At 36.9% G+C, this 14,351-nt stretch carries 9 protein-coding genes and 2 tRNA genes; 9 read left to right on the top strand and 2 right to left on the bottom strand.

Going from position 1 to position 14,351, the window contains the following annotated elements:
• Nucleotides 1–9 precede the first annotated feature (9 nt).
• The 4 genes from O99_RS02040 (at nucleotide 10) to alaS (ending at nucleotide 7,017) form a co-directional block, all read left to right on the top strand.
• Entirely contained in the window at nucleotides 10–1,404 is a 1,395-nt protein-coding gene (locus O99_RS02040; protein WP_035006039.1) for a DegQ family serine endoprotease, read from the top strand.
• Nucleotides 1,405–1,413: 9 nt separating this feature from the next.
• Nucleotides 1,414–2,733 (top strand): replication-associated recombination protein A, encoded by a 1,320-nt coding sequence (locus O99_RS02035; protein WP_035006038.1) that lies wholly within the window; start codon nucleotides 1,414–1,416, stop codon nucleotides 2,731–2,733.
• 372 nt (nucleotides 2,734–3,105) lie between these two features.
• Nucleotides 3,106–4,149 carry a recombinase RecA gene (gene recA, locus O99_RS02030; protein ID WP_035006036.1) on the top strand — a complete coding sequence of 348 codons (1,044 nt, stop codon included), beginning with the start codon at nucleotides 3,106–3,108 and terminating at the stop codon, nucleotides 4,147–4,149.
• Nucleotides 4,150–4,353: 204 nt separating this feature from the next.
• Complete coding sequence (gene alaS / locus O99_RS02025) at nucleotides 4,354–7,017, top strand: alanine--tRNA ligase (RefSeq protein WP_035006034.1); 2,664 nt, start codon at nucleotides 4,354–4,356, stop codon at nucleotides 7,015–7,017.
• 94 nt (nucleotides 7,018–7,111) lie between these two features.
• On the opposite strand, the gene O99_RS02020 is transcribed toward alaS, so the two are convergent.
• Nucleotides 7,112–8,899, bottom strand: coding sequence for a glucan ABC transporter ATP-binding protein/ permease (locus O99_RS02020; RefSeq protein WP_035006032.1), 1,788 nt, complete (start codon nucleotides 8,897–8,899; stop codon nucleotides 7,112–7,114).
• Between the two features lie 200 nt (nucleotides 8,900–9,099).
• Between O99_RS02020 and O99_RS02015 the strand changes: the two genes are divergently transcribed.
• Nucleotides 9,100–10,083, top strand: a complete 984-nt coding sequence (locus O99_RS02015) for an RluA family pseudouridine synthase (RefSeq protein ID WP_035006030.1) — start codon at nucleotides 9,100–9,102, stop codon at nucleotides 10,081–10,083.
• An 838-nt stretch (nucleotides 10,084–10,921) separates the two neighbouring features.
• Nucleotides 10,922–11,707 carry an ATP12 family chaperone protein gene (locus O99_RS02010; protein ID WP_035006028.1) on the top strand — a complete coding sequence of 262 codons (786 nt, stop codon included), beginning with the start codon at nucleotides 10,922–10,924 and terminating at the stop codon, nucleotides 11,705–11,707.
• Nucleotides 11,708–11,741: 34 nt separating this feature from the next.
• On the opposite strand, the gene O99_RS02005 is transcribed toward O99_RS02010, so the two are convergent.
• Nucleotides 11,742–12,560 carry a TrmH family RNA methyltransferase gene (locus tag O99_RS02005; protein WP_035006026.1) on the bottom strand — a complete coding sequence of 273 codons (819 nt, stop codon included), beginning with the start codon at nucleotides 12,558–12,560 and terminating at the stop codon, nucleotides 11,742–11,744.
• Between the two features lie 220 nt (nucleotides 12,561–12,780).
• On the opposite strand from O99_RS02005, the gene O99_RS02000 reads away from it, so the two are divergent.
• The 3 genes from O99_RS02000 to tuf all read left to right on the top strand — a co-directional run bounded on the left by O99_RS02000 (nucleotide 12,781) and on the right by tuf (nucleotide 14,305).
• A tRNA-Tyr gene (locus O99_RS02000) sits at nucleotides 12,781–12,864 on the top strand.
• 23 nt (nucleotides 12,865–12,887) lie between these two features.
• Nucleotides 12,888–12,961: transfer RNA gene (locus O99_RS01995), tRNA-Gly, on the top strand.
• A gap of 168 nt (nucleotides 12,962–13,129) precedes the next feature.
• A complete protein-coding gene (tuf, locus tag O99_RS01990) occupies nucleotides 13,130–14,305 on the top strand; it encodes an elongation factor Tu (protein WP_035006025.1) in 1,176 nt (391 codons plus the stop codon).
• Nucleotides 14,306–14,351: the final 46 nt, after the last annotated feature.

Genomic DNA, 14,351 nt, shown 5'->3' with positions numbered 1-14,351 from the left:
GAGCTAATAATGAAATATTCTATTTTAATAGGGCTTTTTTTTGTGATTATGGCACAAATAACGTTTTGTTATGCGAATGCTCAAATTCCACAAAAACAGTCAGATATTACTTTTTCATTTGCTCCTTTAGTGAAAAAGACTGTTCCATCCGTTGTGAATATTTATGCTGCACGAAAAGTTAGAGTACGTTCGCCTTTTGAGGGAGATCCATTTTTTGAACAATTTTTTGGTCGTTATCAAGGTAAGCGATCTTTGCGTACTCAGTCATCATTAGGATCTGGGGTGATTGTTGATGCACGTGGTTTGATTGTTACTAGTTACCATGTTATTAAGGATGCTAGCGAAATTAAAGTTGCTTTTTCTGATGGCCGGGAATTTGAAAGTAAAGTTATATTAAAGGATGAAACAACAGATATTGCAGTACTTGAAATTAATTCAAAAGATGCTCAATTTCCTGTTCTCCCTTTGGGAGATTCTGATGCAGTGGAAGTTGGAGACCTTGTTCTAGCAATTGGTAATCCTTTTGGTGTTGGTCAGACGGTTACAAGTGGCATTGTTTCAGCACAAGCACGTACGCGTATAGGTATTTCTGATTTTGATTTTTTCATTCAAACAGATGCTGCTATTAATCCAGGTAATTCTGGTGGGGCTTTAATTGATATGAAAGGTCAATTAATTGGGATTAATACGGCTATTTATTCACGTTCAGGTGGTTCTGTAGGGATTGGATTTGCTATCCCAGTTAATCTTATTAAAGTTGTGCTTGATACAGTGAAGCGTGGTGAAAAGTTTCTTGTGCCCCCTTATATTGGGGCATCTTTTCAAAGTATTACACCTGATATTGCAAGTGGTTTGGGTTTAGAACATTCGTATGGTGCACTCATTATTGAGATTATCAAAGGTAGTCCGGCTGAGAAAGCTGGTTTGAAAGTGGGTGACGTTATTTTGAGTGTGCAAGGGATGCAAATTGAGAGTCCAGATAGTCTTGGATATCGTTTGATGACAACTAGGATTGGGCAGAGCCTTGTTTTAGAATATTTACGGGATGGAAAAATTTTTAAAACAGAAATAACTGTATTATCAACACCAGAATCTGCATTTGCACAATCTGAAAAAATTGTGGGAGAAAATCCCCTTTCTGGTGCTGAAGTATTAGATTTAACGCGGTACAATAGTCGACGATTTCATCTTCCTGTTACTGTGAAAGGTGTGATAATTACTGAGGTTGACCAAAGAAGTAATGCTGCGGGTATTTTTCGTCCTGGAGATATTTTGCATACTGTTAATGGTCATAAAATTCAAACTGTAAGTCAGTTAAAAAAAGTGCTTATGCAAAAACACTCACATATTTGGGAAATAGAATATGAGCGCAATGGTTTACATATTCGTCAATTGATTCGTTGAGAGTTTTATTTGAATAAAGATTTTTATACTTTACCCTTTGATTCTTGTGTTAATCAAAATCGTCCCCTTGCAGAAAAGATGCGTCCTCGCTCTCTTCATGAAGTGGTAGGGCAAAACCATTTAATTGGAGCGGAGGGCTTTCTTTCGCGCATGGTTGCGTCTGGCTCTTTTAGTTCTATGATTTTCTGGGGACCACCAGGCACAGGTAAAACGACGGTAGCACGTTTGTTGGCACTTGAAACAAATTTTGCCTTTGAACAAGTTTCTGCTATTTTTACTGGAATATCGGAACTAAAGAAAATTTTTGAAGTAGCCCGAGCCCGTTTGATGTCTGGATGTCAAACATTATTATTTATCGATGAAATTCACCGCTTTAATCGCTCTCAACAGGATAGTTTTTTACCTTTTATGGAAGATGGAACTATAATTCTTGTAGGAGCAACAACTGAGAATCCTTCATTTGAACTTAATGCTGCTCTTCTTTCACGTGCACGTGTTTTAACTTTTCGCGCGCATGATAATGCAAGTTTGGACATACTTTTGAAACGCGCTGAAAAAGTAGAGGGAAGATCACTGCCTTTAGATGATCACGCGAGAGAAGTTTTAATAAGGATATCTGACGGTGATGCACGAGCAGCTTTAACATTAGCAGAAGATATTTGGCGTGCTGCACAGTCAGAAGAAGTTTTTAATGCCGAAACTCTGCAAGCCATAATTCAGCGTCGAACTCCGATTTATGATAAAGGACGAGATAGTCATTATAACCTTATTTCAGCACTGCATAAGTCAGTTCGTGGTTCTGACCCTGATGCTGCACTGTATTATCTTGCACGTATGTTTGATGCGGGTGAAGATCCTTTATATATTGGGCGTAGGTTGGTTCGCATAGCTATTGAAGATATTGGTTTAGCAGATCCACAAGCTCTTGTAATTTGTAATGCAGCAAAAGATGCCTATAGTTATTTAGGATCACCTGAAGGAGAGTTAGCTCTTGTGCAAGCATGTCTTTATGTTGCAACTGCACCAAAATCAAATGCAACTTATCTTGCTTATAAAGCGGCAATGCATAGTGCTCGCAAAAACGGTTCTTTATCTCCTCCTAAGCACATTCGTAATGCTCCTACAAAATTTATGAAAGAAGAGGGATATGGGCATGGTTATCGTTATGACCATGACGAACAAGATGCGTTTTCAGGGCAAGAATATTTTCCTGAAGAACTTGGGCATCAGATCTATTATCAGCCACAAGAACGTGGTTTTGAGCGGGAAATTATAAAGCGTCTTGATTGGTGGAAGAAGTTACGACAAAAACGAGTTAATCAAAAATAAAATTTTAGAGAGAGTAAGAGAGAATGTATTTTTGATTGTTTTTTTGTATTTAGTCATAATTATTATAATTTTAATTAAGATTCAGATTAAACTAAAAGAACTTACTGCTGTTCTATAGAGTAGGGGGTATTTGATTTATTTAAAGAAAAAGGTATTAACGGTATATAAATTTAGTGTGTAAGCGACTCTCTCTAATATGTTATCTCTTGAAGAAAACGTAGTTTCTTTTAAGTGGAGGGAATTGGATTTTGTTGAATCTAACTAAGAATAAAAGAAATAGTCTGTGAACATCCAAATTCGAGGCTTTAATTAGGCGAAGAGAACAGTATATACTGTATATTAAATTTGTTATAACTCACTAAGGATATAGTTGTGGATAAAACAAAAGCTCTAGAGGCTGCTCTTTCACAGATTGAACGTTCATTTGGTAAAGGCTCGATTATGCGTCTTGGGCAGAAAGAGCAAGTTGTTGAAATTGAGACCGTTTCGACTGGTTCGTTATCTTTGGATATTGCTTTGGGGGTAGGTGGACTACCAAAAGGGCGCATTATTGAGATTTATGGGCCAGAAAGTTCTGGGAAAACAACATTAGCTCTTCATTCTATTGCTGAAGCGCAGAAAAATGGTGGAGTTTGTGCTTTTGTTGATGCAGAACACGCTCTTGATCCTATTTATGCACGTAAACTTGGTGTTGATTTAGCAAATCTCTTTATTTCTCAGCCAGATACTGGTGAACAGGCATTGGAAATTACAGAAACACTTGTTCGTTCTGGTGCCGTTGATGTACTGGTTGTTGATTCAGTTGCAGCTTTGACACCACGTGCAGAAATTGATGGTGAAATGGGCGATTCTTTACCTGGATTACAAGCTAGGTTGATGAGTCAAGCATTACGAAAATTAACAGCATCGATTTTTCGCTCTAACTGTATGGTTATTTTTATCAATCAAATTCGTATGAAAATAGGTGTGATGTTTGGTTCTCCTGAAACAACAACAGGTGGAAATGCTTTAAAGTTTTATGCTTCTGTTCGTTTGGATATTCGTCGCATTGGAGCTATTAAAGATCGTGATACAATTATTGGGAGTCAGACTCGCGTTAAAATTGTAAAGAATAAGTTAGCACCTCCATTCAAGCAAGTTGAGTTTGATATTATTTATGGTGAGGGCATTTCTAAATTAGGAGAATTAATAGATTTAGGTGTTAAAGTTGGTCTTGTAGAAAAATCTGGTTCATGGTTCTCTTATAATTCTCAGCGTTTAGGGCAGGGGCGTGAAAATGCAAAGCAGTTTTTATGTGAACATACAGAGATAGCGGCTGAGATTGAAACAGCTTTACGACAGAATGCTGGTCTAATCGCAATTGAATTGCTAGAAAATTCTGGAGTAGAAAGTACAGAGGGTGAGGAAACAATCTGATATAATATTAGTTTGAATAGGATTCCTTTATTTAAAGTTTATTCTGTTTTTATTTGTTAGAATTTTGAAGTACAAGATCGTTTACTTTTTATTTTTTTGCAGAGAATATTTTTGTCTTGATTAAAGCACTAAAGCGAGCAAAGAGTGCTGTATTAGGTAGTTATTTGGTTTTGCGATTTTTTACTGTATTCTACAGGTGTAAATATGAATAGTGTTAATAGTATCAGGTCAGCTTTTCTGGATTATTTTCGTCGTAATGGACATGAAATTCTTTCTTCGAGTCCACTGGTTCCACGCAATGACCCTACATTGATGTTTACAAATGCAGGAATGGTTCAGTTTAAAAACGTTTTTACTGGACTTGAACAATACCCTTATAAACGAGCAACAACAGCGCAAAAATGTGTTCGTGCGGGTGGAAAGCATAATGATCTTGATAATGTTGGTTATACAGCGCGTCATCATACTTTTTTTGAAATGCTTGGGAATTTTTCTTTTGGTGATTATTTTAAAGAAGAAGCCATTTTTTTTGCATGGAATCTTTTAACCAAAGAGTTTTGTCTTTCGCAAGATAAATTGTTGGTCACAGTTTATCATACTGATAATATTGCAGCTGAATTATGGCGTAAAATTTCGGGGCTTCCGAACGAAAAAATTATCCGTATTGCAACCAATGATAATTTTTGGTCGATGGGAGATACAGGTCCATGTGGTCCTTGTTCAGAGATTTTTTATGATCATGGCGATGAAATTTTTGGTGGGCCTCCTGGAAGTGCTAATGAGGATGGTGATCGTTTTATTGAAATTTGGAATCTTGTTTTTATGCAATATGAGCAAGTTAATAAAGAAGAGCGAACTGAATTACCTTGTCCTTCTATTGACACTGGTATGGGATTAGAACGCATCGCAGCTGTTTTGCAAGGTGTTCATGATAATTATGATATTGATCTTTTTTGTAAATTAATTCACGCTTCACAGGAGATAACAGGTATAAAGGCAACGGGTGAGTTTGTTGCCAGCCATCGTGTTATTGCTGATCATCTCCGTTCTTCTGCGTTTTTGATTTCTGATGGTGTTCTTCCTTCCAATGAGGGACGAGGATATGTTTTACGTCGTATTATGCGTCGTGCTATGCGTCATGCTCATTTTCTTGGTGCTAAAGAGTCATTAATGAAGAAACTTTTGCCTGTTTTAATACGCGAAATGGGGCAAGCTTATCCCGAGTTAGTGCGTGCTGAGTCCTTAATTTCAGAAATCTTAAAGCTAGAAGAAACGCGTTTTCATAAAACTCTTGAACGAGGGCTTAGTTTATTAAATGAAGTAAGCATTGATCTTAAAGAAGGTGATCATTTGGACGGTGAAGTTGCCTTTAAACTTTATGATACATATGGTTTTCCACTTGATTTGACGCAAGATGCCCTTCGCTGTCGCGGAATATCTGTTGATATTGATGCTTTTGAAAAAGCAATGGAGCTTCAGAAAGCCGAAAATCGCGCCAATTGGTCTGGTTCTGGCGCATCAATAACAGAAACAATTTGGTTTTCTATTCGTGATAAGGTAGGCGCTACAGAATTTTTAGGTTATGAAACAGAAAAAGCTGAGGGCGTTATTACAGCTCTTGTTTGTGATGGTGAAATTGTTGATCATATTTCTTCAGGACAAGATGCTATGCTTGTTGTGAATCAAACACCTTTTTATGCTGAGTCTGGTGGGCAGGTAGGTGATAGTGGCGTTATTTCTGGTGAGTCTTTTGTTTTTGAAGTGCATGATACCCAGAGAAGGGGTGATGGGGTTTTTATTCACATTGGAGAAGTAAAATCTGGCCAAGCACAGATATCTGATTGTGTGGAACTGTCCGTTGATTCTGAACGTCGTAGAAAAATTCGTGCTAATCATTCTGCTACCCATTTATTGCATGAAGCTTTGCGTTGTATATTAGGGCCGCATATTGCACAGAAGGGATCTTTAGTATCTCCTAGTCGGTTGCGTTTTGATTTTTCTCACCCAAAGCCAATTTCATCAGAAGAATTAAAAAGAGTAGAAGATTTGGCAAATGATATTGTGCTGCAAAATAGTAAGGTCACAACCCGTTTGATGGCGCTGGATGATGCAATTTTGGGAGGAGCAATGGCATTGTTTGGGGAAAAATATGGTGATGAAGTTCGTGTTGTTTCTATGGGAGAGAGATGTGAACCAACAGAATTAACAAGGCATTGGTCAATTGAGCTTTGTGGGGGCACGCACGTGCAGAGAACAGGTGATATTGGTTTGATTCATATTGTTGGTGAAAGTTCTGTAGCTTCTGGAGTTCGTCGTATTGAAGCTTTAACGGGTACAACTGCACGCCTTTATTTACGTCAACAAGATAAGCGAATTTATGAAATGGCGAGTTTTTTAAAAACTTCTCCTGCTAATTTGGAAGAACGTATAAGGAATTTGCTTGATGATCGTCGTAAGTTTGAAAAAGAGTTGAATAATACACGTAAAAATGTTGCGCTGAATGGTGGAGCTCTACAGGGTAGAAAAGAGGACATTACAATTATTAATGGTATTTCTTTTATGGGGGGCGTTCTTAGAAACATTGCGGTGCGGGATCTTAAAGCGTTGGTAGATTCTGGAAAGAAGCAAATTAAATCTGGGGTGGTTGCTTTTATTAGTGTTTCGGAAGATGGCAAAGGAAGCGCTGTTGTTGGGGTTACTGATGATTTAATAAATATGTTGAATGCTGTTGATTTAGTGCGTGTTGTTTCCACTGTTCTTGGTGGCCAAGGTGGTGGTGGCCGTCCTGATATGGCACAGGCTGGTGGTTCCAAAGGAGATAAAGCTGATGAAGCGATTACGGCATTAAAAGCTTTTCTTAAAGGGTAATTTTTATTCTTGTTGTATGTTACAGTTTTTAAGAAAGCTTAAACTGTATATCGTTACATTAAATTTTTGTGTAAAAGCGTAGAAAACAAAAATTTTATGATGCAATAGCTTTGTGTAATGGCACTATGTTTTCATTTTCTGTTTTCGTTGTTTCTTGATCACTCATTAAGCCGCCAGTTTGTAATAATTTATAGAAGCGACCGCCTTTGCTAATCAGTTCTTGAAAGCTACCTTTTTCAATTAAACGGCCATGATCTAAAAATAATATAAGATCAGCATTGCGAACTGTTGAAAGACGGTGTGCTATAATAAAAGTGGTGCGGTTTTGACTTACACAATCGATAGCATCTTTAACACGAGCTTCTGTTTCAACATCAAGAGCACTTGTTGCTTCATCTAAAATAAGGATGGGTGCATTTTTTAAGATAGCACGTGCGATTGCTAATCGTTGTCTTTCTCCACCTGATAATTGTGAACCGCGCTCACCAACTAATGTATCATAACAATCATTTTTTTCTAGAATAAAGTCATGAGCAGCAGCTATCTTTGCAGCTTCATAAAGTTCTTCATCTGTTGCGGTTGTTTTGCCTATTGAAATGTTATCGCGAATACTACGGTTGAAAAGACCAGAATCTTGAAAGACTGTTGCTAAAGCTTTGCGCAAGGATTCACGATTAACTGTGCGTATATCTATTTCATCAATACTGATGTGCCCAATTGTAGGATCATATACGCGTTGTAACAAATTGATTAATGTTGTCTTTCCAGCACCTGTTGGCCCTACAATCGCAACGGTTTGTCCTGCTTTAACTTTAAATGAAATATCAAAAACACCTTGAGAGGAATTAAGAAATTTATAGGACACATGATGAAACTGAATTTCACCTTTAACATTTTGAAGAGAAGGAAGATTTTCTGGTGTATTGATATGAACAGTAGAGTCTTCCATTTCAAAAAAATCTTTTAGTTTTGCTTGTGAAGATATAGCTAAATTGATGAAATTGCTAATTTGATCAAGACGATTAATCATTAATTGAGCAAATCCAACAAAAGCAACAACTTCTCCTACTCGCACTTGGCCTTTTGTTACAAAAAAGGCGCCTAGAATCAGGACACACACTATTGAAATTGTTGAGGCCATTCGATTTAAGCCACTAGCGAGAGCCCACCAATTTAAAACAGGATTTTGGGCTTTAAGAAGATCAGCTGCGTGTTGATGAAGTATGGAGGTTTCCTCTAATATTCTATTATAACTTTGTACAATCGAAACGTTAGAAATTGAGTCACTGACATGCTTAAAAAGATTATGGTGGTAGCGTTCTACGGCTGCTTGTCCATCTTTTGTTTTTTGCATTACTAAACGTGCAATTAATACATAGATAATAGCGAGGACAAGCAAGACTATTGAAAGACGCCAATTCATTTTGAAAGCTATTGGCACGAGAACAAGTAATGCAACAAGAGTTGAGAGATGTTGACGCATAAAGTCAAGCCATATGGTTGACATAGAATCTATTGCACGTAGTAGTGTATGAAGAGCATTAGAAGTTCCACGTTGTTGATGCCAGATTAATGGCATAGCAATGATACGTTCAAAAGATTCTATTAAAACAGTCAAGCGATGTCTATGTGCTAAGCGGTCAGCACTACGTGCTACGAATACGTAAGCAATAATATTAAAAACACCAAAGCCTACCCACATTATGAGGGTCGAAATAATGCCAGATTTATCTGCAATTGCATCAATAACGTGTCCAAATAAAATAGGTTCTATAATCGTAATTATAGCTAAAGTAACATTAGCTGAGCAGATTAAAATGGATGCATTTTTTTCTTTGTTGAGATAAGAAAGAACACGAGCATAAATTTTAAATAAAGACACAGATGATTATCTCCAATTCTCACTCAAGATTCTCTTAGCGATTGGTCTTTGAAACTAATAAAATTTATGCAGTAGGAGAATGCAATTTTGAATACGGATTGTAACGCAGCGTGATAACGTCAATTTATAAAATCATTTTTTGTGTTTATATACAGTAGGATGAGAATGTTAATAACAAATTTTATGATAAGAGAATTATTATGGTGGGCGTAAAAATAAAAAAGGTTGAAGCAGATGAAAATGGAATGCGTTTAGATCGTTGGTTTAAGGTGTACTATCCAGATGTTGGGTTTGGATATTTACAAAAACTTCTACGTTCTGGACAGATACGGGTTGATGGTGGACGTGTTAAAAATGATGTGCGCCTTGTTATGGGGCAATCTATTCGTGTGCCCCCTTTACTTATAGATAAAGAGGATAGCTTTCCTGTAATCAATAAAATCGTTTGTGGACAGGACAATGACATAATCTTAAAAGATATGCTTCTTTATGAAGATTCAAAAATTTTTGTTTTTAATAAACCAGCAGGTTTAGCGGTACAAGGCGGTTCTGGCTTGACGCGTCATGTTGATAGTATGCTTGAAGTATGGCGCAATAAAAAAGGCGAAAAACCGCGATTGGTTCATCGCATTGATCGTGAGACATCTGGTGTTCTTGTTGTGGCACGGTCAAGAGGAGCTGCGCAGGCTTTGACTGCTGCTTTTAGAACACGAGAAACAAAGAAAACTTATTGGGCATTGGTCCGGGGGGTGCCTAGAAAAAAGCAGGATAAAATTTCGACATGGATGGTCAGAGAAATAACTGCACAAGGTGATAAAATGCGTGTTTGTGAACGTAGACAACCAGATTCCAATCATGCAGTGTCTTATTATCGTGTTTTGGATACGCGAGGAAAAGCTCTTTCTTGGCTTGAAATGGAACCCTATACAGGAAGAACACATCAATTACGTGTTCATGCTGCTTATATAAATCATCCGATTATTGGCGATTCAAAATATTTTTTTTCTGATAGTAATTGGGACTTGCCAGGAGGAATGCAAAATCGGCTTCATCTTCATGCACGTCGTATCCGTATACCTCATCCTTCAGGAGGCATATTAGATGTTACTGCACCTTTACCACCTCATATGGTGCAAAGTTTTAATCTTTTCGCTTTTAACGAAATCGATGGTGATACAGAATAATAGAAACAATACTGTACTTTTTTTCTTTAATATTTATAACTAATTGATTTATAAAGGTAATATATTACTTTATTTTGAATTAAAGTTTAAAATAGAGTAACATTCTCTTATTTCAACCTATCTCATTTTAAAACAAATACAAAATCATTTATGTGTTACAAAAATAGTTAACATATAAATGAAAATCCTTTAAGAACTCTAGAAGCAGTAATGATATCAAGATATTAGATAAAAGTCTTTTAATATATTGATTCTTAAATAAAAATTAATAAAAAATCCAGAAGAAAGATCGTGTGGAAGGATTTTTAAAAATTATCTTTTGAATGAATGATCTATCTTATTAAAACTAGCGGGTACTTACTGAAAAGCATCAAAAGCAATATGCAGTTTAAATACTCAATATGTTTATAAAACATCTCCTATAACTGATATATTATGGTGTTGTGAGTATTATATTGTCGATTGAAATTACATTGCTTTTTAAATTAAACTCTTCCTTATTTTCCTATGAGATGGTGATATTATTACTATAAGTAATATTGGATGAACCTTTTCTACTTTATAAGACATTGCTTTAGCATTTATTGTTCCATGAAAATTAAGGATATTGATTTATAAATCAATGATTATAAGAGCTTATGAGCTGATGTTGAGATTATCATACAGAGATATAGTATAAGATTGTTGATAGTTAAATGGCATAATACTTTAGTATTTGTTGGAATGACTGTAGTTGATATGTTTTAAAATTGCTGTACAGTATTTTTGTAGCTAATAATTGCAAATTTTATTCTAGAAACCTTATTAGGCTTGTTGAAAATATTAAAGGTAGAAAAAAATGCGTGAAATTTTAGGTGATGTTGATACGTTATTGAATGAAGGTAATTCTTTTCATCATCCTCAAAAATTATCATGTCGGCCATTGCCTAAGCGGTTTTACGAAAAAGTAGACGTCACCTGTAAAGAAGGAAAATTTTTTATTTTACTAGATGGGAAACTATTAAAGACACCTGCAAAACGTGATTTTTTTCTACCGGTAGAAATGCTTGCTGGATTGGTAGCACAAGAATTTACTGCCCAAAAAGCGGTGATTGATCCAGCAAAAATGCCAATTACGCGTTTGGTTAATACTGTTATTGACGGTATAATTGATAATATGCAAATTATTTTTGAAGATCTGTTGCGTTTTGTTGCATGTGATATGATTTTTTATCGAGCACAAACACCAAAAGAATTAGTGAAACGACAATCTGAAAAATGGGACTTTTTACTTGATTGGGCAGAAGAAAGATTAGGTACACATTTTAATTTAGTAGAAGGTCTTATGCATGTTGAACAACCACCTGAGTCTATTCAAGCGGTGAGCAATTATTTACGCAAGATAGAATCTCCTTATACGTTAGCTGCACTTCATGCAATGACTACATTGACAGGATCAGCTCTTATTGCTTTTGCTGTAGCTGAGGGGAAGATTTGTATAGATGATGCTTGGGCTATAGCACATTTAGATGAAGATTGGACAATGGAACAATGGGGAAAAGATGAGGAAACAATAACACGTCGTGCTTATAAAAAGTCTGAGTTTAATGCAGCAGCTACAATTATTACTGTTTGCTCAAAATGAAATTCTCATTTCAATTTACTATAGGAGAATAAAGTTACTGTCTAAGGTATTTGTGTACTGCGTAGAGCGCGATTGCTGCAGCATTTGAAACGTTTAATGACTTAATATCTCCAGGCAGATCAAGGCGTGCTAGTGAGTACACATTTTCCCGTGTTTTTTGACGTAAGCCTTTACCTTCTGCTCCTAAAATAAGGGAGATTTTAGTCCCTGTTAACGCTGTTTCTAAAGGAAATTTACCTTCTGAATCAAGTCCAAAACTAATAAAGTTCATTTGGTGAAGTTCTTGAAGTGCTTTAAAAAGATTGCGTACAGTAATGTATTCAATGAGTTCTAAAGCTCCAGACGCTGCTTTGGCAAGTACACCACTTTCTTGTGGTGAATGGCGATTAGTAGTAATGATTGCTCCAGCTTTAAAGGCTACGGCAGAGCGCATAATAGCACCAACGTTATGTGGATCAGTAATTTGATCCATGATAATGATAAGATCGGTATTTGTCAGTTCCGATAAAGAACGTGATTTTAGAGGTTCAGTTTCTAATACAATTCCTTGATGAACTGCTTCCCTTCCTACAAACATTTCCAGTTTTTTCGGTGAGCATGGTGTTATAGGACACGCTATATTTGATTCGTTTATATCAAGACGCTTTAAAGCATTTGGTGTAGTATACAGATGTCTTAAAATTCTTCTAGGATTCTTCAATGCTGCATGAACTGGATGAATACCATAAAGGTAAATTTGTTCTTTTTGTAATGGGATAGGTGGTTGTTTTACATATGTTGTAGATTGAAAAAAAGAGCCTTTTGTATCACGATATCGGCGACGAAGACGAGCATAATGAGAGTCTTTAGGCATATTTTTTTCATATTATGTTTATAATGGATTTGTATATAGAAATTTGTATATAGAAAAAATATAAAATTTTAAATTATTTAATAGAAAATTTGTAAAGAACCATATTTATTTTGTTGACAGATGCAATACTAAACGCCATAACCAACCCTCAGCCAGTCTAAACTTAGTAGAAAGAGATTGGTTGTAGTGATGCTTTATCGCCCAGCTCTACCGATGTAATGGAGGGGTGCCCGAGTGGTTAAAGGGGACGGACTGTAAATCCGTTGCGTATGCTACGTTGGTTCGAATCCAACCCCCTTCACCATTCATCAAATAGAGCTGATATGTGCGGGTATAGCTCAATGGTAGAGCAGCAGCCTTCCAAGCTGAATACGCGGGTTCGATTCCCGCTACCCGCTCCAGACATAAGCTGGCGATTGAGTAAAATGGTGGGTGTTTTCCATCATCATAATAAAGAGACGAATATTTTCGTTTTATAGCTGTTATGCCGGACTGAGGTATTTGTCCGGTTTGATTTGGTTCTGAGAACCTTTTTATACTAACTAATTTAAGACAAGAGATTGACGGCGATGGCAAAGAGCAAATTTGAACGTACGAAGCCGCATGTTAATATAGGTACGATTGGTCATGTTGATCATGGGAAGACTTCATTGACAGCAGCGATTACGAAGTATTTTGGTGAATTTAAAGCGTATGACCAAATTGATGCGGCGCCTGAGGAGCGGGCACGTGGTATAACGATATCTACTGCGCACGTTGAGTATGAAACGGAGAGCCGTCACTATGCTCACGTTGATTGTCCTGGTCATGCGGATTATGTTAAGAACATGATTACAGGAGCGGCCCAAATGGATGGTGCGATATTAGTTGTTTCTGCAGCAGATGGACCTATGCCTCAAACGCGTGAGCATATTTTGTTGGCCCGCCAGGTTGGAGTTCCAGCGATTGTTGTTTTTCTCAATAAAGTTGATCAGGTTGATGATAGCGAGCTTTTAGAGCTTGTAGAGCTTGAAGTTCGTGAGCTTTTATCGAAATATGATTTTCCGGGAGATGATATTCCTATAGTTAAGGGTTCGGCTTTGGCTGCGCTTGAGGATTCAAATAAGAGTATAGGTGAAGATTCTGTTCGTCTTTTGATGAGTGAAGTTGATAAATATATACCGACCCCTGAGCGTCCAGTTGATCAGCCGTTTTTGATGCCTATCGAGGATGTTTTTTCTATTTCTGGTCGTGGTACGGTTGTTACAGGTCGTGTTGAGCGTGGCATTATTAAAGTTGGTGAAGAGATAGAGATTATTGGAATTCGTCCTACATCTAAGACGACGGTTACCGGGGTTGAAATGTTTCGGAAACTTTTAGATCAAGGTCAGGCTGGTGATAATATAGGCGCTTTGCTTCGTGGAGTTGATCGTGAGGGGATTGAACGTGGTCAAGTATTGGCGAAACCTGGTTCTGTTACACCTCATACTAAATTTAAAGCTGAGGCTTATATTTTAACGAAAGATGAGGGGGGACGTCACACACCGTTTTTCACAAATTATCGTCCTCAATTTTATTTTCGTACGACCGATGTTACAGGTATAGTTACGCTTCCTGAAGGAACGGAAATGGTTATGCCGGGTGATAATGTTGCAATGGATGTTTCTTTGATTGTTCCAATCGCAATGGAAGAGAAGCTTCGTTTTGCGATCCGAGAAGGTGGTCGCACCGTTGGGGCCGGTATCGTATCTAAAATTATTGAATAGGTGAGATAAATTACTTAGGATATATTTAAAATATTTTTCTAAAAGA

The organism is Bartonella rochalimae ATCC BAA-1498, assembly GCF_000706645.1.
Classification (GTDB): domain Bacteria; phylum Pseudomonadota; class Alphaproteobacteria; order Rhizobiales; family Rhizobiaceae; genus Bartonella; species Bartonella rochalimae.
This window is presented reverse-complemented; position numbering and strand designations above follow the sequence as displayed.

What these genes read in the sequence shown, in the direction of transcription:
- alaS (WP_035006034.1), top strand. Translation starts at nt 4,354, where the DNA reads ATGAATAGTGTTAATAGTATCAGGTCAGCTTTTCTGGATTATTTTCGT.
- tuf (WP_035006025.1), top strand. Translation starts at nt 13,130, where the DNA reads ATGGCAAAGAGCAAATTTGAACGTACGAAGCCGCATGTTAATATAGGT.
- O99_RS02005 (WP_035006026.1), bottom strand. Translation starts at nt 12,560, where the DNA reads ATGCCTAAAGACTCTCATTATGCTCGTCTTCGTCGCCGATATCGTGAT.
- O99_RS02040 (WP_035006039.1), top strand. Translation starts at nt 10, where the DNA reads ATGAAATATTCTATTTTAATAGGGCTTTTTTTTGTGATTATGGCACAA.
- O99_RS02015 (WP_035006030.1), top strand. Translation starts at nt 9,100, where the DNA reads ATGGTGGGCGTAAAAATAAAAAAGGTTGAAGCAGATGAAAATGGAATG.
- O99_RS02010 (WP_035006028.1), top strand. Translation starts at nt 10,922, where the DNA reads ATGCGTGAAATTTTAGGTGATGTTGATACGTTATTGAATGAAGGTAAT.